Annotated in this window: 16 protein-coding genes and 1 pseudogene; 11 read left to right on the forward strand and 6 right to left on the reverse strand. The window is 44.3% G+C overall.

Annotation, left to right across the window (positions count from 1 at the left end; translation table 11 throughout):
- Window positions 1-589 precede the first annotated feature (589 nt).
- Both L4C34_RS18545 and L4C34_RS18550 read left to right on the forward strand, forming a co-directional pair.
- Window positions 590-1,267: a MaoC family dehydratase gene (locus L4C34_RS18545; RefSeq protein ID WP_428790809.1), complete on the forward strand. Its 678-nt coding sequence runs from the start codon at window positions 590-592 to the stop codon at window positions 1,265-1,267.
- Window positions 1,268-1,472: 205 nt separating this feature from the next.
- Window positions 1,473-1,826, forward strand: a complete 354-nt coding sequence (locus L4C34_RS18550) for a DUF3024 domain-containing protein (RefSeq protein WP_428790810.1) — start codon at window positions 1,473-1,475, stop codon at window positions 1,824-1,826.
- Window positions 1,827-1,934: 108 nt separating this feature from the next.
- On the opposite strand, the gene rnb is transcribed toward L4C34_RS18550, so the two are convergent.
- Window positions 1,935-3,926 carry an exoribonuclease II gene (gene rnb / locus L4C34_RS18555; RefSeq protein ID WP_428790811.1) on the reverse strand — a complete coding sequence of 664 codons (1,992 nt, stop codon included), beginning with the start codon at window positions 3,924-3,926 and terminating at the stop codon, window positions 1,935-1,937.
- 583 nt (window positions 3,927-4,509) lie between these two features.
- Here rnb and L4C34_RS18560 point away from each other — a divergent pair.
- From L4C34_RS18560 to L4C34_RS18570, 3 genes are all read left to right on the forward strand, one after another.
- Window positions 4,510-6,522 (forward strand): DEAD/DEAH box helicase, encoded by a 2,013-nt coding sequence (locus tag L4C34_RS18560; protein WP_428790812.1) that lies wholly within the window; start codon window positions 4,510-4,512, stop codon window positions 6,520-6,522.
- Window positions 6,523-6,896: 374 nt separating this feature from the next.
- Window positions 6,897-8,348, forward strand: a complete 1,452-nt coding sequence (gene xylB, locus L4C34_RS18565; protein ID WP_428790813.1) for a xylulokinase — start codon at window positions 6,897-6,899, stop codon at window positions 8,346-8,348.
- Window positions 8,349-8,546: 198 nt separating this feature from the next.
- Entirely contained in the window at window positions 8,547-9,731 is a 1,185-nt protein-coding gene (locus tag L4C34_RS18570; RefSeq protein WP_428790814.1) for a XylR family transcriptional regulator, read from the forward strand.
- An 11-nt stretch (window positions 9,732-9,742) separates the two neighbouring features.
- Here L4C34_RS18570 and L4C34_RS18575 read toward each other — a convergent pair whose 3' ends face one another.
- On the reverse strand, window positions 9,743-10,393 hold the full coding sequence (locus L4C34_RS18575) for a cupin domain-containing protein (protein WP_428790815.1): 651 nt from the start codon (window positions 10,391-10,393) through the stop codon (window positions 9,743-9,745).
- Window positions 10,394-10,546: 153 nt separating this feature from the next.
- Entirely contained in the window at window positions 10,547-11,320 is a 774-nt protein-coding gene (locus L4C34_RS18580) for an SDR family NAD(P)-dependent oxidoreductase (RefSeq protein ID WP_428790825.1), read from the reverse strand.
- A gap of 157 nt (window positions 11,321-11,477) precedes the next feature.
- Here L4C34_RS18580 and gcvA point away from each other — a divergent pair, with 157 nt between their 5' ends.
- Window positions 11,478-12,386 (forward strand): transcriptional regulator GcvA, encoded by a 909-nt coding sequence (gene gcvA, locus L4C34_RS18585; protein ID WP_428790816.1) that lies wholly within the window; start codon window positions 11,478-11,480, stop codon window positions 12,384-12,386.
- Window positions 12,387-12,700: 314 nt separating this feature from the next.
- On the opposite strand, the gene L4C34_RS18590 is transcribed toward gcvA, so the two are convergent.
- The gene (locus L4C34_RS18590; protein ID WP_428790817.1) at window positions 12,701-13,459 is read right to left on the reverse strand and encodes a carbon-nitrogen hydrolase family protein; all 759 of its coding nucleotides are present in this window, start codon (window positions 13,457-13,459) and stop codon (window positions 12,701-12,703) included.
- A gap of 375 nt (window positions 13,460-13,834) precedes the next feature.
- Here L4C34_RS18590 and L4C34_RS18595 point away from each other — a divergent pair, with 375 nt between their 5' ends.
- From L4C34_RS18595 to L4C34_RS18605, 3 genes and pseudogenes are all read left to right on the forward strand, one after another.
- Window positions 13,835-14,494 (forward strand): 3'-5' exonuclease, encoded by a 660-nt coding sequence (locus L4C34_RS18595; RefSeq protein WP_428790818.1) that lies wholly within the window; start codon window positions 13,835-13,837, stop codon window positions 14,492-14,494.
- 157 nt (window positions 14,495-14,651) lie between these two features.
- Window positions 14,652-15,517, forward strand: a pseudogene (locus L4C34_RS18600) (IS630 family transposase).
- A gap of 171 nt (window positions 15,518-15,688) precedes the next feature.
- Complete coding sequence (locus tag L4C34_RS18605; protein WP_428790819.1) at window positions 15,689-16,498, forward strand: substrate-binding periplasmic protein; 810 nt, start codon at window positions 15,689-15,691, stop codon at window positions 16,496-16,498.
- A 256-nt stretch (window positions 16,499-16,754) separates the two neighbouring features.
- Here L4C34_RS18605 and L4C34_RS18610 read toward each other — a convergent pair whose 3' ends face one another.
- Together L4C34_RS18610 and L4C34_RS18615 are read right to left on the reverse strand one after the other, a co-directional pair.
- Window positions 16,755-17,570, reverse strand: coding sequence for an ABC transporter ATP-binding protein (locus L4C34_RS18610; RefSeq protein WP_428790820.1), 816 nt, complete (start codon window positions 17,568-17,570; stop codon window positions 16,755-16,757).
- A 54-nt stretch (window positions 17,571-17,624) separates the two neighbouring features.
- The gene (locus L4C34_RS18615) at window positions 17,625-19,346 is read right to left on the reverse strand and encodes an ABC transporter permease subunit (protein WP_428790821.1); all 1,722 of its coding nucleotides are present in this window, start codon (window positions 19,344-19,346) and stop codon (window positions 17,625-17,627) included.
- 956 nt (window positions 19,347-20,302) lie between these two features.
- Here L4C34_RS18615 and L4C34_RS18620 point away from each other — a divergent pair.
- Window positions 20,303-21,220 carry an IS5 family transposase gene (locus tag L4C34_RS18620; RefSeq protein WP_428790822.1) on the forward strand — a complete coding sequence of 306 codons (918 nt, stop codon included), beginning with the start codon at window positions 20,303-20,305 and terminating at the stop codon, window positions 21,218-21,220.
- A gap of 164 nt (window positions 21,221-21,384) precedes the next feature.
- A complete protein-coding gene (locus L4C34_RS18625; RefSeq protein ID WP_428790823.1) occupies window positions 21,385-22,425 on the forward strand; it encodes an IS481 family transposase in 1,041 nt (346 codons plus the stop codon).
- Window positions 22,426-22,482: the final 57 nt, after the last annotated feature.

Consider the following 22,482-nt stretch of genomic DNA (forward strand, 5'->3'; position numbering starts at 1 on the left):
AATGTCTCGGTGGTAGTGGCAAAAAATAGCCAGTGTGACGTGATGCGAATTAGCCGTAATTGGGTGTAATAGGATGTTTTAAATCAACTATTATTACAAAAGGCAATTTTGTGCTGACCTAATTCTAACGCGATTGAAGCCGCGATACTATGCACTTGTTATGTGCGCCTTTTTATCGTTCTTCCGATATCTATACCCTAAACTGGGGGCAAAAATGGGGATTGCAACTTGTGGGCAATTTGTGCCTATCTTTCCGCTGCCATTACCTAACTCTATGATAATGATTTCCATGTTAAATTTATGGGTACTGTGCTTGGCTGATATAAATTTGTGGCGAATAGGTGAGCGGTTCTGGCATAAAACTTGATTATATTTGTTAGCAAAGATGAAATGATTTTGTGTCCACTTAGGCAGATTTACGTAATGAACTGTGGTCTAATAAAATAATGTTTTATTTATAGTGTGTTGTTTTTATTGGGTTTAATGGTGTTGGTGTAACGCCTGTACGCTCGAAATCGATTGCACATATCTGTGAACTGCTTCAAAATTGGTAGATAGCCATAATCTTGGTTACTGTCTGAGGAACTTTATGAAAGTCGCGAATCTATTTAAGCATCGTGGTGAAACTATTTCGAAACACCACTCTGAGCTAGTGCAGAGAATGTCTCCCATGGTAAGGGAGTATTGGGGAGAGTTTCTAAATAGGACCCATGGGCGACAGATCGTGGCTTGGATGAAAGATTTTCAAGAACCAGCCATTAATGAAGATGGGCCGATCCAAGCGCCAATCGTTTTAAAGCCTGCCGCACAAGTTGTGTATGATGACCTCAGTGATCAGATTGACCAGGTAATTCATACTGGCGACTGGTTGATGGTGGATCAAAACCGCATTGACCATTTTGGTGAGGTGACCGAGGACATGCAGTGGATTCATACCGATCCGGAACGAGCTGCAACTGAGTCGCCGTTTAAAACCACAATTGCTCATGGTTTTTTGACCTTAGCTTTGCTACCGAAATTGACTGATAGTGTGGATCCGAGCATTGCTTCGTATCCTACTGCTAAAATGGTTGTCAACGTAGGGCTAAACCAAGTTCGTTTTCTTTATCCAGTGAAAGTTGGTAATCGTGTTCGAGCGAAAAGCACCTTGATTAAGGTCACTCCAGTAAGAAAAGGGCTAGAAGTTGAGCGGGAAATCAAAGTTGAGATAGAAGGTATTCGCCGACCAGCTTGTGTCGTAATTTCGGTTACTCAGCTTCATTTCTAAGCTTTAATGCTTTCCACCATATTTTGTAAGGGCAGCCTTGTCATTCCCCTAAGTTGCCTTCTTAGTGTTTAGTCACTCTCTTTTTTAACACCATCTTTGTCAATTTTGTATGAATTAACTTGCTTTTCTGAGGTTTTTGGTTTCTAAAATAGAGTTTGTCATACATACTAGTAGTGAGTAAGTGTAAATACAGGTTGGCTACCTCATGAATTTAACTAGTATGTTGCAGCGTCAAGTAGAGAATCGGGCCCTTAGAGTCTGCTCTTGTCGCAATCAAGGTATACCCATTGCACTTGGTGGGAGATCTCATTTTGAATCCATAGATAATGGCGTCAATTTTATTCACGATCACTATTTATTAGATTCGGCCCACAGTGATTATTCGAGTGTTGTAGCTCGGGTGCAGTGGAGCGACAATGATAAATGTTGGTTACTTTCTGTTCCCAAAGATAGCGGGACGAATACGTCTTGGCTCCCCTACCAGCCTTTGGCTCATAGCAAAGACTTAACCAAGATTATGCGTGAGATTGAAAGCGATCCGAACGCTTCGTTTTGGTAGGTAGGAACTTTCTGGATAGTTAATATTTCGCCGAGACTAGAATAAAAAATCCCACCCTAATAGGGTGGGATTTTTGCAATATGAGCGTTTCATTCGACTGATGTTATACTAGGCGTCGGTTTTTTCCGCTTGAACATCGGCAAATACTTGCACAGGTTTTGCTATCAAATTACGGCTCTCTTGATTTACATCCGAAAGGGTAATTGCTAGGTTATCTCCAAGGCGGAAGACCACCTCTTTGTCGAGTTCGACCGTACCTAATTCAAAGTTGCACTTAAGACGCTCTTTATTCGCTAGGATTAACGAACTAGGAATGAAGGCGCTCGCTCCATTTTCTAATAGGCGAATCCGCATACCAGCGCGATTGATATCGAATATTTCTGCACTGAACTGAGTTTGTTTCTCAAGTTCTGGTGCTAAAGTTCGGGCATAGAGCCAATCAGCAACGTTGCGTTCGGCGATTTTATGATGTTTACGGTGAATCGCTAATTCTGCGCCGACACTTTCGTCAGGGACTTGAACGGGATCTTTACCCATGATGTGGGCTTTGAGCATGCGGTGGTTAATCATGTCGCCATACTTGCGGATTGGTGATGTCCAAGTCGCATAGATGTCTAGACCCATTGCATAATGGGGGAGTGGCTGGTTACCAATCTCGCTGTACGCTTGAGATTTGCGAATGCGGTTGTCTAAATAGCTGGTGTTTTGTTCACCTAACCAGCGGCGTAATGCAGCAAAGCCGTCAAGCGTGGTCAGGCTTTCGTCATTGAATGGTAAATCGCCTTCTGGGTTTACCATAGTAACGACGTCGGCGAGCTTTTCAGGTTTGAAACCGGCATGTGTATTGAACACGCCTGATGCAAAGGTTTCTTTTAAGATACGACCAGCACAAATATTTGCGGTGATCATGGCTTCCTCAACTAGGCGGTTGGCACTGCGGCGCATATCTGCGTGAATCGCCACCACGTCGTTATCTTCGCTCAACTCAAAGCGATAGTCTGGTCGGTCAGGGAAAACCACAGCATGGGTTTCACGCCAGTTTGCACGCACGAGAGCGAGTGCTTGTAGGTCGGTAACCACTTGAGCTATTTGCTCGTTAGGTGCCCATTGCTCACAACTGCCATTCTCAATCCAATCAGAAACACGATTGTAAGCAAGGCGAGCATGTGACTTGATGTGGGCAGCGAAAAATTGAATATCCTCGCCAATGACGCCGTCTGCCGAAATAGTGACGCTGCAGCAAAGTGCTGGGCGAACTTCGTTCTCGATCAGTGAACATTTATCATCCGCAAGCTCTCTAGGTAGCATAGGGATGTTACGGCCAGGCAAGTAAATAGTGAAGCCACGCTCGCGAGCCACTTTGTCCATTTCGTCATCTGGGTTGATGTAGGCTGTTGGATCAGCGATAGCGATCGTAAGCTTGATGTCGCCGGATTCGGTACGCTCTGCGTGCAAAGCGTCATCCATATCTTTCGTGCTCTCGCCATCAATAGTGACGAAAGGAACGTGAGTCATGTCTGCACGTTCAAGATCTTCATCATCGTTGAGCTGCCAGTCATCAATGCCTTGAGGCTCACTGTTCGGAAGATCATTGACAGCTAGTGTGACCCACCAAGGTGCGATTTTGTCATTCGCATCAGTAATTTTATCACTGATCTCGACGCCAAAACCGTTGTCACCTTTTAACGGGTGACGCACTAAATGGGCAACGACCCAGTCACCCTCGGCAAAGTGCTCAGGGTTGAGGCCTTTCTTAACCTTCGCTTTTAGGGACTGCTTTTTTAACTGCGGATGATCAGGAGTAACGTTCAACTTTCCTTTGAACATTTTTACTCGACCGATAAACCGGGTGAGGTTTTGCTCCAACAAGCTCTCTGGCTCAGCCACTTCTTTTTCTTTTTCAGTACGTATAATCGCGACGACTTTGTCACCATGAAGGCACTTTTTCATATAAGGTGGCGGGATAAAGTAGCTGGTTTTGCTGTCCACTTCGAGAAAGCCAAAACCTTTGTCGGTGGCTTTAATGGTGCCTTCTTTTTTTGGAAGCGTTTCTTGGATTTGTTGTTTTAGCTGAGCAAGTAGCGGGTTATCTTGGAACATGTTCTTTTATTTAGCAGAAATAGTTGTCCACACTATAAACATTGAAGCGGACGATTACTACACCCAAGTGGCTTCCAAAAGCATTCTTCCGCGTGAATTCCGTCTCAGCTCAAGTTAAGGGAATTAGATGCTGTGGTGCTTATTGCTGAGATCTAGGCTTTCCCTCGTTGTTTACTTCCCCCCACTCCTTACCACTGTCTTGCTAGCTCGCTGGAATTAAGTACTTTCTACCCACTTAGTTATTATCTGAAATCAGGAATATACCAAGGTTATATATACCAATTGGGGCCATTAGTGTGATAGACTCCGCGCCCACCGTGTGTCAACGTGAATTCACTTTGCACCAACGGTGAACATAGCGTGCAAATTGGTGAAAAAATATGAACATTTGTGATGAATTTCAATTTTTTCTTGTTTTTTTTGTGTATTTAGGGAATAATTCGCCTCCCTAAGTAGTCCCTTAGTCGCTTGATGCGTTTTAACACTTATCCGCATCTGGATGGATTCAGCTCTTAAACTGGATTGGTATTGGAATTGGTAGAGCGCGTGGGACCGTTTGTTTATTTATTTTAGTGGGAACCCCATGCAAGATACCGCAATACAATTTAGTGACCTTAACTTAAACTCATCTGTTCTTTCTGCTCTAGATGAGATGGGTTTTCAAAACCCGACTCCAATTCAAGCTGCTGCTATTCCTCACCTTTTGGAAGGCAAAGATGCACTTGGTAAAGCACAGACTGGTACAGGTAAAACTGCCGCTTTTTCTCTTCCTTTGTTGAACAAGCTAGATCTCGATCAGCGTAAGCCACAAGCAATTGTTTTGGCTCCAACACGTGAGCTTGCAATTCAAGTTGCGGCAGAGATTAAAAACCTAGGCCGAAACGTTCGTGGCCTTAAAGTCTTAGAAATTTATGGTGGCGCATCGATCGTTGATCAAATGCGTGCGCTAAAATCAGGTGCTCACATCGTGGTGGGTACACCAGGACGTGTTCAAGACCTGATCAACCGTGATCGTCTACACCTAGACCAAGTTAAAACTTTCGTTCTTGATGAAGCTGACGAAATGTTAAACATGGGCTTTGTTGATGATGTTACTTGGATCATGGAACAAGCTCCAGAAACAGCTCAACGCGTACTGTTCTCTGCAACTATGCCTCCAATGTTGAAAAACATTGTTGAGCGCTTCTTGCGTGATCCTGCGCACGTTGACGTAGCGGGTAAAAACCACACCGTTGATAAAGTAGAACAGAATTACTGGGTCGTAAAAGGCGTAGAGAAAGACGAAGCAATGTCTCGTCTACTTGAAACTGAAGAAACTGACGCATCAATCGTGTTCGTTCGTACTCGTCAAGATACTGAACGCCTAGCTGATTGGCTATCTGCACGTGGTTTTAAAGCTGCTGCATTACACGGTGATATTCCTCAGTCTCAACGTGAGCGCACTGTTGATCACATCAAACAAGGTGTTATCGATATCCTAGTTGCAACTGATGTTGTAGCACGTGGTCTTGATGTTCCACGTATCACTCACGTATTCAACTACGATATCCCATTTGATGTTGAATCTTACATCCACCGTATCGGTCGTACTGGCCGTGCTGGACGTAAAGGTAAAGCGATCCTACTTGTTCGCACTAACCAAATTCGCATGCTTCGCACTATCGAGCGCGTAACTAAGTCTCTAATGGAAGAAATCCAACTTCCTCTACGTGACCAAGTTGCTGCTGCACGTGTTGCTAAGCTTGGTACTGAACTTGAAACAGAGAAAGGAAGCAAAGCTCTAGAAAACTTTGCAAGCCTTATCTCTACGCTTCAAGAGTCTCTAGAAGTTGACGCGACGACTCTAGCTGCAATGCTTCTTAAGCGTCAGCAGGGTAAGAGCCCATTGTTCTACATTGGTGAAGACCCAATGGTTGCTGCTATTGAGCGTGACAAGAACCGTCGTAAAGAGCGTCGTGAAAACGGTGGTCGTGATGGTGGTCGTGAATTTAGCAACCAAGAGTGGGATACTTACCAACTACAAGTTGGCCGTGAGCAAGGCGTTCAAGTTAAAGACATCGTTGGTGCACTTGCTAACGAGCTTGGCTTTACTAAAGGTTCTATTGGCGCGATTAAACTAGCACCTGGTCACACGTTTGTTCAATTGCCAAAAGCAATGAACTCTGAAACTGCTGGCAAGCTACGCAAACTGCGTATTCGCCAGAAAGAAGTTGGCGCAGTAGTGTGTGACTTTGATGATTTCCGTGAGTCTCGTGGTGGTCGTCGTGATGGTGGTGCTGGTCGTCGTGATGGTAACTTCCGTGGTGGAAACGGTGGAAGCCGTGATGGAAACCGTGGTCATCGTGGTAGCCGTGAAGGCGGAAATCGCGAAGGTGGTTACCGTGGCAACCGTGAAGGTGGAAGCCGTGAAGGCGGAAATCGCGAAGGCGGAAACCGTGAAGGTGGTTACCGTGGTAACCGTGAAGGTGGAAGCCGTGATGGAAACCGCGAAGGTGGCAACCGTGAGCGTCGTTTCGACCGTAGCCGTAGTGGCGACAACCGTGGTGCAAACCGTGGTGAGCGTAGCACTGGCAGCCGCCGCACAGTTGAAAGCTAATAGCCTAATTTAGCGAAAGACTTTATAGAGCCCTGCACTTAATTGTGCGGGGCTTTTTTGTGGGGAAAATCTAAGATCTTGTCACTTGATATTAGGTACATCGAGACGATGAGCTTTCAGCTAAGTACTTCTCAGTTATGTACTTTTCAACTAAATGCTTTTCGATTCAGTGCTTGTCGATTTAGCTTAATCTCAATTAAGCACTTCTCGATTGAGCAGTTCGAGACTAGGCATTTCGCGTTCATGCAATATGAGACTTTGTAACTGAGCGCACAAAAAACGATTCCTCCCATCAGATTGACAATTTACATAATTGTCTCGGCCTTGAACTCTTTCTATAGTAGCGGCAAATAATCGCAATTTGGGTAACATCTATGTACATCGGAATCGACCTTGGCACCTCTGGTTTAAAAGCAATTGTCATCGACAAAAATGGGATACTGCTTGCTTCAGAGAGTGTGCCTTTGCGAGTATCAAGCGCGCAGGATTTATGGTCTGAGCAAAATCCGCAGCACTGGTGGACTGCACTGAACAAAGCCATGTTAAAGCTCAACGAGCAGTGTGATTTATCACAGGTGGTGGCCATAGGCCTTGCAGGACAAATGCATGGTGCGACCTTGTTGGATAAAGATGGCGAGGTTATTCGCCCATGCATGCTCTGGAATGATGGCCGTAGCGTACAAGAGTGTCGAGAGTTAGAAGAGATGGTGCCTAGAAGTCGTGCAATTACAGGCAACATGATTATGGCTGGCTTTACCGCGCCGAAAGTCTTGTGGGTGAAGCGTAACGAACCTGAAAATTTTGCGCGTATAGATAAAGTTTTATTGCCGAAAGATTATCTACGTTATCGGATGACGGGGAATTTTGCGACTGACGTTTCTGATGCCGCAGGTACTATGTGGCTGGATGTTGCGAATCGCCTCTGGAGCGATGAGATGCTTAATGCCACAGGTCTAACACAAGCACACATGCCCTTATTGCATGAAGGCTGCGAAGTCACTGGTATTTTGAATAATGAATTAGCTAACGATTGGGGTATGCCTTGTGTTCCCATTGTCGCAGGGGCTGGGGACAACGCAGCGGGCGCTATTGGGGTGGGGATTGTTGAGCAAGGGCAAGCTATGCTGTCGCTCGGAACCTCTGGCGTATATTTTTCGGTCAGTGATCGTTTCAATGCTGATCCGGCTCATGCTTTACATGCGTTTTGTCATGCTATCCCTAATAAATGGCATACTATGAGCGTGATGTTAAGTGCAGCCTCTTGTCTGTCTTGGTTCGCTAAAATGGCAGATTGCACGGACGTTCAAGAAATGATTGATGAAGCGGCACACGCTGAGCACGCGGACAGTTTGCTGTTTCTTCCGTATTTATCAGGAGAGCGCACGCCGCACAATGATGCGAAGGCTAAAGGGGTGTTTTTTGGCATGACACCAATCACCACCCGCGGACAAATGGCGCAGGCTATTTTGGAAGGTGTTGGGTTTGCACTGGCCGATGGCTTAGATATTTTGCATCAAGCCAGTGAAGTGCCTAATGAAATATCGTTAATTGGTGGTGGGGCGCGCTCTGTCTATTGGCGACAAATCTTGGCAGATATCTTCGGTCTTCCAATCTGCTATCGCAAAGGAGGCGACGTAGGTCCTGCTCTTGGTGCCGCTAGATTGGCGCAAATTGCGATGCAACCGGAACGGTCACTGGGTGAGCTTTGCCCAACGCCTGAAAAAGTAGCAACCTATCACCCTCAACCAGAAAAACATCAGCGGTATATTGCGAAGCGACGCAAGTTCTCGGAACTGTATCGTCGGCTACGAGGGTTCACAGCGTGAACGAAACCGAAAACATTATTACCAAGTATGCTTCTTCAACGAGAGGCTACTTTCAGCGAGAAGCTATCTTTAACGAGAACCTATCTTTAACGAGAAGCTTTCTTGAACAAGTCGTTTTCTTGCCCAAGAAGTTTTTGGACGAAAAGTGTTCTTGGACAAGAGCAAACTTCGTGGCGAATTAATTAAATGCAGTGAGTTATGAGCAAGATATACCGTATTTTATTGTTGTTTAATGCAAACAAAATCTATGATCGACAGATTATTGAAGGCGTAGGTAATTTTATCGCGGCTTCCCAAGTGGAATGGGAGGTCTACGTAGAAGATGACTATTTAATTGACCGTTCTTCTATTGAATCTTGGCAAGGCGATGGGATCATTGCCGACCTTGATGATCCCGAGATAGTGCGAGCGTTAGAAAATACGAAGGTGCCCGTGATTGGGGTTGGAAGTTCGTATGAAAATGTGGATGATTACCCTCGCTTTCCATATGTCGCCACCGATAACCACGCGATTGTACGGATGGCTGTTGACCATTTAGCGCAAACTGGACTCAGCTCATTGGCCTTTTATGGTGCCAATCCAAGTGAATATAACCGCTGGGCCAAAGAGCGCGAGAAAGCCTTTATTTCTATCACGAAGGAAAAGGGCTATAACAATTCCGTTTTTCGTGGCTTCGATACCAGCAGTAGCAACTGGCAGTTTTGTATCAATCGAGTGAGTGACTGGATTCAGCAGTTACCTAAGCCTGTGGGTATTGTGTCGGTGACGGACGCCAGAGCTCGGCACATCATACAAGCATGTGCCAATATGAATATTTTAGTGCCAGAACAGGTTGCAGTGATAGGTATCGATAATGACGAAATCGCGCGCAGTTTGAATCGCATTCCCTTATCGTCTGTTGCACAAGATGGTAATCAGCTTGGCTTTGTTGCGGCAAGAAAATTGAGTCATTTACTTACAGAACAGCTCACAGAACAAGGTGACGTTGCTAAGCTTACTTCCATTGGGCCTCTTAGCTTACATGAGCGTCAAAGCAGCGACTTTCGCGGAGTACATCATCCCCTTGTGATGGCAGCATTGCATTACATACGGGTTAACGTGAACAAAGGCATTAAGTCATACCATGTTTTTGATGCGCTAAATGTGTCGAGATCCAAGTTGGAATCCCTGTTTAAGCAGGAGTTAGGCACGACAGTTCACGATCAAATCTTTCGCATTCGGCTGAAAAAGGCATGTCAGCTGCTAAAGTCTAAAAATAAACCGATCGAAGAGATAGCGTTTTTATCTGGGTATCCATCGACGCAATATATGTACTCTGTATTCGCTAAAAATGTGGGAATGACGCCAAAAGAATACCGACAACAGCAGTTAGAGTTAGCCTAAGTGTGAGTTTGTTAGCTAGCAACGCTTTCTTTTACATATAAAACGGTAGCTTGCTCCCCTGCTATGACATCGAGAATATGGTCATTGGCTAACCTTAGCCAGCTGCCGGATGGATAAGAGACGTTATCCACATTCAATGTACCAGAAAGGATAAGTAGTTCAGTTTGTGTATTCGCTTTGTGAGACAACTGGCCGCCTTGATTCACTTTACACAGCTTAACGACTTCGTGCTCATTGGAGAACAGTGGGCATACTTCTCTGTTATCGACGGTTTGCCAACAAGCTTTTTCTTTAGTATTGATGCGAACGTGGGCTTTTTCGTCAGCGCTCATTTGCCACAGTTTAACGAATATCGTTGCTCCAATATGACTATGTGGACTGTGCGCGGAGCCCGGCGGGTTTCTTAAGTACCAGCCTGCGGGGTAGTCGCCAGTATCATCTGAAAAAGTGCCGGATAGAACTAAGATTTCCTCGCCTCCGGGGTGATTGTGACGTGGGAAATTTGAATTTGGTTCATATCGAACAATACTGCTCGCCCGTGCTTTCTCATCACCAACTCTATCTAGCATCATGCGCTCAACACCTTGTTGAGTGGAAGGCACCCACTGATATTCCTCAGCGTGAACGATAGCGGTTTGATTGAAATCAGCATTGATGTTCATGATGTCTTTCTCACACAAAAAAGGGAGGAATAAAGCAAATACCTAAAAGGATACCATCCAGTTAAGTATATGCTTAGTCGTGTACTTTCTTAAGGTCTAACGCTTATCTTGAGGACGATAACAAGTTAGTTGCTAGAAGTTAGTAACTAAAAGTTAGTTGCGACCTGCCATCACGCCACCGTCGATATCCCATACAGCGCCTGTCACCCAACTTGCTTCATCTGAGAGCAAAAAAACAATAGTCTTGGCGACATCTTGCGGAGTACCAACTCGACCGATTGGGTGGAAACTATTGAACCCTTGCACGGCCGCATGCACTTCTTCTTTTGGAATAAACCCTTCATAAATTGGCGTTTGCACAACAGCAGGTGATACAGCATTTACGCGAATGTTGTGCGCCGCTAGTTCCATTGCAAGGTGCTGGGTTAACGCATGTAAGCCTGCTTTAGCCATTGAATAGGCTGATGATGGCGTGGCGGCAATGGCTTGCTTAGCCCACATAGAACCTACATTGACGATGGAACCTGAGCGGCCTTGCGCCACGAGATTGGCCGCGATTTTTTGGGTAATAAAGAATAACGCGCGGTTGATTTGCATGTATTGGTCGTAGTCGTTTGCTTGATGCTCTAAGAATGGTTTAGGGAAAAAGACGCCAGCGGCGTTAACCAAAAGATCAACATCAGAATGCTGAGAGTTGATAGTCTCAATCAGCTCCTGCATTGCCGTGTCATCGGTGAGGTTAGCTGTGAGCACGTCAACAGTGCCTAGGGGAGACAACTCTGCGTGAGCCGCCTGTGCTTTTTCAGCTCTTTGTCCCACAAGGACAGCTTGACCACCTTGCTCTAGAATCATACGGGCAGTTTCTAGTCCCATGCCGCTGGTTCCGCCAATCACCAATAATTTTTTACCTGAAAATTGTTTGCTCATCATGTTATCTCTTTCGTTGTTCCGTTTGCACGGCTCGTTTCTGTAATGCCGATGGTCTGGCTTGCTTGCTTTGTATGGCTCTTATTCTTGCGTTATTTACTAGGTTCAACAAACCAGATAATCTGTGTTTATACTAAAGAAAAACTTTATCGGAATTATGATGCGTCCCATCCACCTCAATGCACTTAGAGCGTTTGAAGCAAGTGCAAGACATCAAAGCTTTTCGTTGGCGGCAAAAGAGCTGAACGTGACGCCAGCCGCCGTTGGGCAATTGGTGCGTTCGCTTGAAGATTGGTTAGATGCGCCGCTGTTTATACGCACGACTAGTGGAAAGTCCCGCTTACAGATCACCGATTCTGCTGAACGCGCTTTACCCGATATTCGAGCTGGGTTAGATAAATTGGCGTCTGGATTGGAGCGATTACAGGAAAGTGTTGTAGGGGGCGTTCTCACCGTAACGCTAAGCCCAGCATTTGCTGCCAAGTGGTTGCTACCAAAGTTAGATCGTTTTCAGGTTCAGTGTGAAAATACTGATGTACGGCTTGATATGAGTCTGAGTAGTGTGGATTTTGTGGCTCGAAAAATTGATATTGGCATTCGTTATGGGCTAGGGCAATGGCCAAACTTGAAAGCAGAGAAACTCTTGGAAGAGGAGGTTTACCCTGTTTGCTCCCCACAATTTCTAGCCAATCACCCAAACCTGCAGCAAGCCTCTAGTCTTATGAAGACAAACTTGCTGCACGACTTATCGATGGAAGGCTATAGTGGTTTTCCCTCTTGGTCAATGTGGCTAAAGATGGCTGGGGTCTCACAAGAGACTCTAGTTCCCAGTATTCAAATCAATAACTCGGCAGCGGTGTTACAAGCCGCGATGGAAGGCCATGGAGTGGCTTTAGCGCGGAGTGTTATGGCGAAAGATGACCTCAAAGCCGGCCGTTTAGTGCGTTTATTCCCCGATATTCACCTCACCTCACCGCTCGCTTATTACGTGGTTTATCGGCCAGAGTATGCTGACATCGAGAAAGTAACTAGTTTTAGAGATTGGTTGTTTGTAGAGGCTAGATAAGTAAAGCGATAAAGTTTTTCCATCTGAACTAAACGTAGCGTTACGCTGCTAAACCTTTAAAGGATGACGACACCGTTTAGTTAGAACTCCGTGCATCGATTGGAAATGAACTTATACGGGACGGACGTAACGATAAACTTGAGTTGTTCTTCTTAGTCGTCCTATCGCTTAAACTTTATACTCATTGACATCTCTATTTACGCACTTGCTACACTCTGTCTTGACGTTAGCTCTAAGTTGTCTCCGCTGCCACAGAGTTCACTACCTTACTTTTTAGGCTATTACTGTGCCTACAAAGTTTTGATAGTCCGAAATTACCGGATGGGTAAAAAGCTAGAATTGCTAACGGATCCGTTTAGCAATGTACAACATGTTATCCCTACATTTGAATCGCTGCCCTGAATGATAGGGTTTCCTATATCGTCCCAAACACAGGATTTGCCTGCAGTGCTCCAGCCACCTGTCATACCAACATAATTGGAGAGCAGGACGGGCACTTTCATGTCGACCGCTATGCGAGCCAGGAGATCAGAATCACATTGATACCCGCTTTCTGATATCAGTGCGCTCACTAGGTAGGCATCGATATTATCGGCTTTGGCTGTCTCTTGATGTTGAGTACTGCAAAAATCGGCGCACACGGCTAATCCGAGTGATGTTTGATTTATCTTTAGGACGTAACTCTTATCTCCAGATACGCAATAGTCACTTTCACCGTCATGTAAGTACTGTTTGGAGTATATGTCGATCTTGCCAGAGGGGTGGCAGATAACAGCGCTGATATACGGCTTCGGTTCTCCACTTTTTATTGGGCAGCCAGTAATTAATGTTTGACCATACTGGCTTGCAATCTTTGATAGCTGGAAAATATACGGAGATGAAGAATCAAGTGCGAGATCTGCAAGAAGTGATGGTTCGTAGCCAGTTAGCGACAGCTCTGGAAAAACAATAACATCGGCTTCATAACGGGTGGCATTTTTACATATTTCCTCATGGATACGCAGGTTCTCAGTGATGTTTCCTTTGACCGGTTCAAACTGTGCTAGTGCAAATGTCACTTCGTTTTGACGCATGTGGGTTCCTTGTTAGTGCATAAGTGAGGCGTAGCATATCCTAATTTTTACTCTTTTTTATAATCCACTGTAATAATTCAGATCTATTGGAGTTGAGCTGTAAATTTGAGATGGGTGAGAGGGGTCAATGACTCATTTTAGGGTGCTACTTAATGAATCGCATTGAATGGATACGTTGTGTTCCACACACGTTATCGCCATTTTTGACACTCGTTCTTCGGAGCATCTCGTTCGTAATTGTGAGCTCGATAATGAAAGAGTCTCCCCCGATGGGCAAAAGTGTTTACTTTACTGATATGGATTTTGTGATAGCTACGCTAGAATAGCGTTTGCCTTTAGAACTCAGTTTTTCAATGACACTTTGGACTTAATCCTATGCGCTCCGAATTCCCCTCGACTATGTTATTAAACCATCGCGCTGATTCCATCATCGTATTAGATTTCGAGACGACTGGCCTGTCTCCAAATCAAGGCGACCGTGCGATTGAGATTGGAGCCGTTAAGCTGATAAACGGTGAAATCGTAGACCGTTACCAACGCTTAATGAACCCAGGGTTCAGAGTCAGTTCCTTTATTGAGGATTACACAGGGATCAGCAACCGCATGCTCTCTGAGGCCGCAGAATGCGATGTGGTGATGAATGAGTTCGCGGATTTTATTAAAGGGAGTAACTTGCTTGCCCACAATGCATCGTTTGATCAACGCTTCCTTGATGCAGAACTGAATGCAATCGGGCGAAGCCACGAGGGGGAGTTTGCCTGTTCACTCTTGGTTTCACGGCGTTTATCGCAAGAGGCATCTTCTCATAAACTCAGTGATTTGGTGCGTTACCACAATATCGATAATGATGGTGTTTTTCACCGTGCGTTAGCTGACGCCGAAGTGACTACCTCATTGTGGCTGCTTCAACTGGCGATGTTAGAGCAACGCTATGGTATTGAAAATCCGGATTTTAACTTGATGAAAAGGATAGCGAAGGCACCTAAAGCTGAGGTCGGAAAATTACTTGCGAAATATGGGTGTACAAGCCAATAGTCGATACGCGATTTCCAATCGGTATTTGTTGAGCATGTAAAACAATAAGATCTATCCCCGTGATCATTGAAGATGCTTGATTTTCGATGAAATCAGGATCATGCTAAGCACCATGAAAATTGCACTGATTCCTCAACAAAAGTAGCAACTTGAACAAATGCACGATTCAACTCGTGACGGACGAGTGCGTGATCGTATTAAAGCTGTCTTACTTGTTTCTGAAGGTTGGAGTCAGACCATGATTTCTCAAGCCCTTCGCATTCATGAATCACTGTTGCTCGCCATCTCAGCGATTATGTGCTTTCAGAAAAGTTTATGTTAAAGAGGTATTTGGCCTTAGTTATACGGTTTCGGGCATGAATAAATGGCTTCACCATAATGGTTTTAGTTACAAGCAACCGAAAGGTATTCCACACAAGTTTGATGAGACAAAACAGCTAGCTTTCATTAAAGTTTACGAAGCTCTAAAGGCGAGTTGTGGCCAGGACGAGTATCGATGCCGTTCACCCAACATTATCGACCAAAATCTCCCATGGTTGGGTACGCACTGGTCAAGATAAAGTGCTGGAAATGACAGGTAATCGTAGCCGACTGAATAGTATTGGTGCGCTGAACCTATCGGATATTGGCGCGCCCATTGTCAGTGATTACGAAAGCATTGACAGTGAAAACATTGTTCGCTTTTTCTGTAAGCTAAGAGAGATCTACCCATTAACTCACAAGCTCCATACCATCTTAGATGGAGCAGGATATCACCGCAGTGATTTAGTGAAAGATGCGGCGTTTGTCCTAAATATTGAGCTGCATCACCTCCCACCTTACAGTCCTAATCTCAATCCTATAGAGCGGTTATGGAAGGTAATGAACGAGAAGTCGAGAAATAACGTTTACTTTAAAAACAAACGTGACTTCAATGCAGTAATTGACCCATTCTTTACTGTGACTCTTTCAGAGATAGCAGATTCGTTGACGTCTCGAATCAATGATAATTTTCAGGTGTTCAAACCTGCATCTTCAAGTTGATTGGGTATATTAATACTGATTGATATTAATGCCTTATCACGCTCTCGAAAGTCGGAGAATAATGTTCATAGCTACTAGGCGAAGCTCACCTAAAACGAGCTTTTAAAATAAGAAGAGCGGTTCACAGTGATCTACTACACTTAGCTTTAGGCTTATGCCAAGGAGAGAGTAATGATTAAATACGGATTTTGTGTTGCAGTATTTTTATCTGCATTAGTCGGATTTCCCGCAATGTCACAGGTTGTCAATGTATGTAATGATAATGCGGAATGGCCACCTTATACATTTTACCCTAGAGACAATGGGAAAGCTGATAAGTCTTCATTAGTCGGTGCGAGTTATGAGGCAATTAAAACCATTTTCCAACAAGCAGGCATGAAGATGGAAATGAAGATGATGCCTTGGAAGCGTTGCCTTGATGAGGTACATAACTTTGCTACCAAAGGTCAGTTTGAACTCTTTATGGATGGGAGTTCTAATGATGAACGGATGAGTAAATACCTTCGAACTGAAGCATTTTATCAAACAAACCAAGGATACTTATATAGCACCAAAAAGTTCCCTTCAGGGCCTGAGGTCAAAAAAGTCAGTGACCTGAACAAATATAAAGTTTGTGGTATCGCAGGCTACAACTACGAACCATATGTTAAATACGGTTTAACATCAAAAATTGATACTCGAACCAAATCGCCTAAAAGCCTTCTTCAAAAACTAACGGCTGGCCGTTGCGACATTTTCCTTAGCGCGATAGAACCCATTCTTGGGGGAAATCTAGTGGGCCAAATAACGTTTACCCCGGATATTAAGTACGCTGTTTTAAACGAACTGCCGAAAACAAAATTCTACGGTTGGGTATCGAAAGGTTCTCCTCGTTCAGCTCAACTTGTCGAGACTATCAACAAAGGTTTGGACAAACTTAAGGCTGATGGAGAACTAGACAAGATTTTCAAAAAATATACTTCAACAGGCACCGGCTTTTAAACACCGCCACCTATACAGCCTATATGCATCTAACTATAGGCATCCGACGCTATGAAAGGTCTGGATGCCTATAGAATCTTAATCACTCTACCATTGCCTCTTGAACGCTATATAGATTGCTTAATGAGGCATTGGTAAAGCTCGTTTCTAGTGCTAAAAAGGGCAACGGAGTGCGGTACAACCGATTCAGTTCAGATTTAACCTAGTATTTATCGATAAAGTGCGTAACTGATAGATCAAACCTGAGTTGATTCGACTAACCGCGTTCGTCGTGGTGCATGAGCTGTTCGATGATGGTAGTTTTTAGGGTGTTTAGTTCTTGGCTATCCATTTCTCTTGGCCGAACTTGGTCTATTTTGATATCTGATTTGATTCGACCGGGGTTGCTATCTAACACAATAATGCGATCGGCCATCGCGACGGCTTCTTCAACATTGTGGGTAACAAACACCATACTCTTGGTTTTTAGCTGATTTGAATCCCAAAGCGTTATAATGTCGTCTTTTAGGCGTGTTGCCGTGAATACATCGAGAGATGAAAATGGCTCATCCATCAGGAGTATTTCAGGCTCGACAACCAAAGCACGTGCAACCCCAATACGTTGCTTCATTCCGCCTGACAAAGAACTTGGGAAAGACGCTTCTTCACCTTCTAATCCAATCATTCTAATGGCGTCATTGGCTTTTTTGTAGCGGAGCGCTGGCGGCATACCCTGTGCTTCAAGACCAAAAGCTACGTTGTCGCGAACTGTCAGCCAAGGTAGTAGCGCAAAGCTTTGAAATACCATGGATACGTTTGCCATTGGCCCATCCATATCGACACCACAATACTGCATGCTGCCAAGTGTCGGCGCGATGAGGCCCGCGATGATTCGCAATAGGGTGGACTTACCCGCACCAGAGCGGCCTAATATCGCCACCACTTCATTTTCATGAATCTTTAGGTTGATGTTGCTTAATACCGTTTTCTGTTCCTTTCCTTGTGTATAAGTGTGGGTAACTTCATGCAAGTTCATCATTACAATGTCATTGTTTGTTTGAGTGTTTACTGCTTGGTTGTTGAATTTAGTCATGGTGCTCTCTCTAGAATCGTTATTAAATCTTTTATTCGTTGTCATTGGGCTTTACTACGCTATTTTGTATCTACGCTCTGCCATCTTGTAGAGCGGGTTCCAGATGAACACAATACAAATCCCAACGAGTACTGACATTGCAATGCAGCCCAGTGCCGCTTGAGGAAGTGCATTGTCATTGGTGGCTTTGGAGATGTAATAACCCAGTCCAGAAGTGTGCACAGTTGTCGAGCCCCATTGGAGAAGCTCAGCACAGATTGCTGAATTCCATGCGCCTCCAGCAGCACTGATGACGCCTGTTAAAATGTATGGGAAAATCGCGGGCAGCATAAAGCGCATCCACCAAGTCCGACCTTTTAGCTTAAACAGAATGGCCAGTTCTTTCATTTCTTGCGGTAACGTAGATACGCCGGCAATTACGTTAAACAATACATACCAAGTCGTGCCCAACATAATGAGAGGAATCGTCCATAGGTTCAGTGATGTGTGCGTTACCACTAATGCCAGAGTCACGAACGGAAAAAAGATATTGGGCGGCATAGCGGAGCCAATTTGAATGATAGGTTGTGCGATACGGGTTGCTTTAGCGCTAAGGCCAATCCAGACTCCGGTTGGTACTCCGATCACCAAACTCAGTAGCATAGCGGCCACAACACGTAATGTTGTCTCAAGCATGAGTGGTGCCATGCCTAATATTTCGTCTCTAGGCACGTAATTCCACAGCGTGTAAATCCAATCCGCACAGAAGTAGGTGATGACGGCATACCATGTAACAACACAAGTGTGTTTAAGCCATTTAGGTAGAAATGATCCTCTGCGCATACGAGGTAGGTAACGCTTGGCTCCGTTGATTGCTATTTCGGCGAATACGTGAAAAGGCTGAAGTAACCTCGGGAGCATCACTGTGTTGTAAAGCAAGTCATAGAACCAAGAAGTATGATGCTGAGAAGTACTAATAGACTCGTACTTGAATTTTTCAGACCATCGAACAAGAGGGCGGAAAAAAAGTTGATCAAAGATTACGATGTTAAGAATGATGGCGAATACTGCCCAAGCAATCATTTTCGCGTCTGCATTATTTAACCCAATTTGAATGAATGTGCCCACGCCATGAAGAGGCATGTTTTCATCACCAAGTGGGATGATTTCAGCGGCGACGATGGCGAACCAAGCGGCTGCTTGGGATACCATGGTGTTCCATAAAAGACCTGGAATCGTATACGGGAACTCTACTCGCCAGAACTTTTGCCATGCGCTTAGCTGAAATAATCGAGCGGCTTCATCCACTTCTTTTGGAACAATTCTCAACGTTTGGTAGACAACCAGCGCCATATTCCATGCTTGTCCGGTAAACACACCAAAGATAGCGGCGGCTTCAAGGCCCATCACACTGTTTGGGAACATATGGATAAAAATGATAGTGGAAAACGTGATAAAACCAAGAAGTGGTACGGATTCCATGATGTTGATAAAAGGCAATATCACTCGTTCAAGATGCTTGTTCTTTGCCGCCGCCACACCAGCCACGATCGCAAATACGAATGAGAAGAACATGCCTATAACTAGGCGCATCGTCGTACGTAACATATCGTAAGGTAGATTGGCTAAGTCGCCTTTTGTTTCAGGCTGGAATTCATGAAGCGAACGGTGCATGTCGTGCCAACCATGCTTATACAGCATGATTAGTATTAAAAATAAAATAAAGGTAATAACATCTTTGTAATTAAAAGACAGTGTGGTGTTTTTTGATAATGGTTTATTTAGTGCTAAGGACATGGTAAGTCCTCCATCATTATAATGGATATAGATCGTCGCTCATAATTTAATATAAGGACATTGTTATGTTTTTCGCGTGCAGGGTGATCCTAGATTTTATTATCCAGTATCTATTACTATTTTAGTGAAAATCAAATAACACTAAACAATAGCTTTTTATGACGCGTGAGACGTAACTAGCTTGATGGGCGGTGGTTGTAATGAGGAGAAACGATGCATAATGCGAGTTCCGTATCTTTTACTTTAATCTATACAAAACACGGTAAACGTTACCATGTATATCTATTCTTCATATCAATAGATTTTAGGCTAAGTATAGTAAACAGTATGAAATTACAGGGGGTAGCCTAATAAAATCAGGCTCAGTAAGCTTGGTTTTTCTTGATACAGTATTAGTGTCTACAAGGAGGCTGCAGAGGAGTAAAGAGTTCGTACATCTTGTTCTCCTTAAAACTTTATCTGAGGAGTGGCAGCGAATCAGGTGTTCGCTGTTTGGATGCGGCATATCATAATCCAGAGGATTTATATGTAAACCTATTTTTCAAATTATTTTACGATGAGTAATTATATCGATAAGAATTTAAATTTTAGCATTGGACGTTTACCTTAAAGGTTGGATATCTCAGAGCTCATATTTTCTAGCAACGTTATACTGAAATCTCTGATGTTAAAAATTATGGGAAGAGTCTTGGCTTGCATTAGGGAAATGAATGTAATTGAGAAATTAAAGTGACAAATTTCTTTACTCAATAAATTATTTATGGAAGAATTTTACCGCTAATCGTTGAGGCGATGCCTCGTCTCAGTAATAAGCGACACATCTTCCCCAATAATCCCAACCAACCTGATGGAGGCGCTATGATTTTTACTACATTGATGGGCGTTGTTGCGTAAATAGTTGAACTCTTTACCTAATCAGCGATCAGAGCATAAAACCAGCTGAAATAAGTCACTCCATGGGTAAGGCAAAAAACAAAATTTCTAATTGGGCGAGCTATAACAACGCCCTAATACAGCGTGGTTCTGTTACTTTTTGGATTGACGACTCAGCAAAAGAAGCTTGGACCTGTATAACTCATCACGGCAAACGTGGTCGAGGCTTTCTTTTTTCGGATACAGCCATAGAAACGGCGTTAATGATCAAAGGTATATTCAAGTTACCGTTGCGCGCTCTGCAAGGCTTTATCGATTCCATTTTTGACCTAATGAATGTGCCATTACGCAGCCCAAACTACACAACGATTAGCAAGCGAGCTAAAACAGTCGTGGTGAAATATCGTTCCCCTTCGCGAGGAGCAGTGCGGCATGTTGCGATTGATTCAACAGGCTTAAAAGTGTTTGGTGAAGGCGAGTGGAAAGTAAAGAAGCATGGTACGGAGAAGCGTCGAACGTGGCGTAAACTCCACCTTGCCGTAGACATTGATACACATGAAATCATTAGCGCTGAAGTGAGCTTGGTTAATGTGGGAGACAACGAGGTGTTACCGACGTTGATCAATCCCCTTCGCCGTAAAATTTTAGCTTTATCGGCGGATGGCGCTTACGACACGAAAGCTTGCCACAAAGTGCTCAAGAAAAAGAACATTACCCCGTTGATCCCACCCAGATCAAACGCCGCTTTATGGGATAAAAACCACCCAAGAAATGAGGCGGTAAAGGCACTGAAACGAGGTGAACTAAAAGAGTGGAAAACAAATTCTGGCTATCATGGCCGCTCACTATCAGAAACAGCGATGGGAAGATATAAGTGCCTCACAAGTGGAACATTGTCACTTCGATGTTACAACGCTCAAGTGGGCGAAGCATTAGCCAACGTTAAAGCGATCAATAACGTCATAAGACTCGGTATGCCTGAAAGAAAGCTAACTGCATGAAATATAGGCTAGAAGACAACTTTCACCTTAAGGCTGATTTAATCAACAACGCCACATTGATGTGTATTAGTTTGAACTAGATCTGACACTTCGATTTGAAAAGAAGAGAGTTACCCACTTTGATTAAGGTGCTGAAACTTAAATCAAAGGAAGAGGTAACTCTCATGCTTCATACTAGCAATCCAATCATAAAACACAAAGCGGGCCTTCTGAATCTTGCTGAAGAGCTGGGTAATGTATCTAGAGCCTGTAAAGTGATGGGCGTATCAAGAGATACTTTCTATCGTTATCAAGAATTAGTCGAAACGGGCGGCATCGATGCTCTGATTAATCAAAGTCGCCGATCGCCAAACCTGAAGAATCGAGTCGATAGTGACACTGAACAAGCGGTTCTCAAGCATGCCGTTGATTTCCCAGCTCATGGTCAAGTCAGAGCAAGCAATGAGCTGCGTAAACTAGGCGTGTTTGTCTCACCCARTGGCGTCCGCTCTATCTGGCTTCGAAATAACCTAGAGAACTTCAAGAAGCGACTGATTGCGTTAGAAAAGCAAATAAATGAGAACGGCATCATTTTAACCGATGAGCAAGTGGCCGCTCTTGAGCGTAAAAAACATGACGATGAAGCGTGTGGTGAGATAGAAACGGCACACCCAGGTTACCTTGGCTCCCAAGACACATTTTATGTGGGCAACTTGAAAGGCGTCGGACGTATTTATCAACAAACCTTTGTCGATACGTACAGTAAAGTCGCGTTCGCCAAGCTCTATACAACCAAGACCCCCATCACAGCGGCTGATGTGTTGAATGACAAAGTACTGCCGTTCTTCGAAGCTCAGGCGCTGCCCATGCTCAGGATCTTGACTGACCGAGGGACGGAATATTGCGGTCGAGTTGACCAGCATGATTACCAGCTCTACTTGGCGATCAATGATATCGACCACACTAAGACTAAAGCCATGTCCCCACAAACAAACGGTATCTGTGAACGCTTCCACAAGACCATATTGAATGAGTTCTACCAAGTGACGTTCAGAAAGAAGCTGTACGGTTCGATGGAAGAGTTACAGAAAGATCTGGACGAATGGATGGACTACTACAACAATCATCGTACCCATCAAGGGAAAATGTGCTGTGGCAGAACGCCAGCTGCAACCTTAGAAGATGGGAAATCAATCTGGGCTGAAAAAAATCTAGACCAGATATAACCTGACAGGCACCAAGTCAAAAGTGGGTAACTGTCAGATCAAGTCTGAGTTAGTACA

The sequence above is a fragment of the Vibrio profundum genome (assembly GCF_050337555.1).
Classification (GTDB): Bacteria; Pseudomonadota; Gammaproteobacteria; order Enterobacterales; family Vibrionaceae; genus Vibrio; species Vibrio profundum.

Coding starts and splice junctions, on each gene's coding strand:
- L4C34_RS18545 (WP_428790809.1), top strand. CDS start 590: ATGAAAGTCGCGAATCTATTTAAGCATCGTGGTGAAACTATTTCGAAA.
- L4C34_RS18550 (WP_428790810.1), top strand. CDS start 1,473: ATGAATTTAACTAGTATGTTGCAGCGTCAAGTAGAGAATCGGGCCCTT.
- rnb (WP_428790811.1), bottom strand. CDS start 3,926: ATGTTCCAAGATAACCCGCTACTTGCTCAGCTAAAACAACAAATCCAA.
- L4C34_RS18560 (WP_428790812.1), top strand. CDS start 4,510: ATGCAAGATACCGCAATACAATTTAGTGACCTTAACTTAAACTCATCT.
- xylB (WP_428790813.1), top strand. CDS start 6,897: ATGTACATCGGAATCGACCTTGGCACCTCTGGTTTAAAAGCAATTGTC.
- L4C34_RS18570 (WP_428790814.1), top strand. CDS start 8,547: ATGAGCAAGATATACCGTATTTTATTGTTGTTTAATGCAAACAAAATC.
- L4C34_RS18575 (WP_428790815.1), bottom strand. CDS start 10,393: ATGAACATCAATGCTGATTTCAATCAAACCGCTATCGTTCACGCTGAG.
- L4C34_RS18580 (WP_428790825.1), bottom strand. CDS start 11,320: ATGAGCAAACAATTTTCAGGTAAAAAATTATTGGTGATTGGCGGAACC.
- gcvA (WP_428790816.1), top strand. CDS start 11,478: ATGATGCGTCCCATCCACCTCAATGCACTTAGAGCGTTTGAAGCAAGT.
- L4C34_RS18590 (WP_428790817.1), bottom strand. CDS start 13,459: ATGCGTCAAAACGAAGTGACATTTGCACTAGCACAGTTTGAACCGGTC.
- L4C34_RS18595 (WP_428790818.1), top strand. CDS start 13,835: ATGCGCTCCGAATTCCCCTCGACTATGTTATTAAACCATCGCGCTGAT.
- L4C34_RS18605 (WP_428790819.1), top strand. CDS start 15,689: ATGATTAAATACGGATTTTGTGTTGCAGTATTTTTATCTGCATTAGTC.
- L4C34_RS18610 (WP_428790820.1), bottom strand. CDS start 17,570: ATGACTAAATTCAACAACCAAGCAGTAAACACTCAAACAAACAATGAC.
- L4C34_RS18615 (WP_428790821.1), bottom strand. CDS start 19,346: ATGTCCTTAGCACTAAATAAACCATTATCAAAAAACACCACACTGTCT.
- L4C34_RS18620 (WP_428790822.1), top strand. CDS start 20,303: ATGGGTAAGGCAAAAAACAAAATTTCTAATTGGGCGAGCTATAACAAC.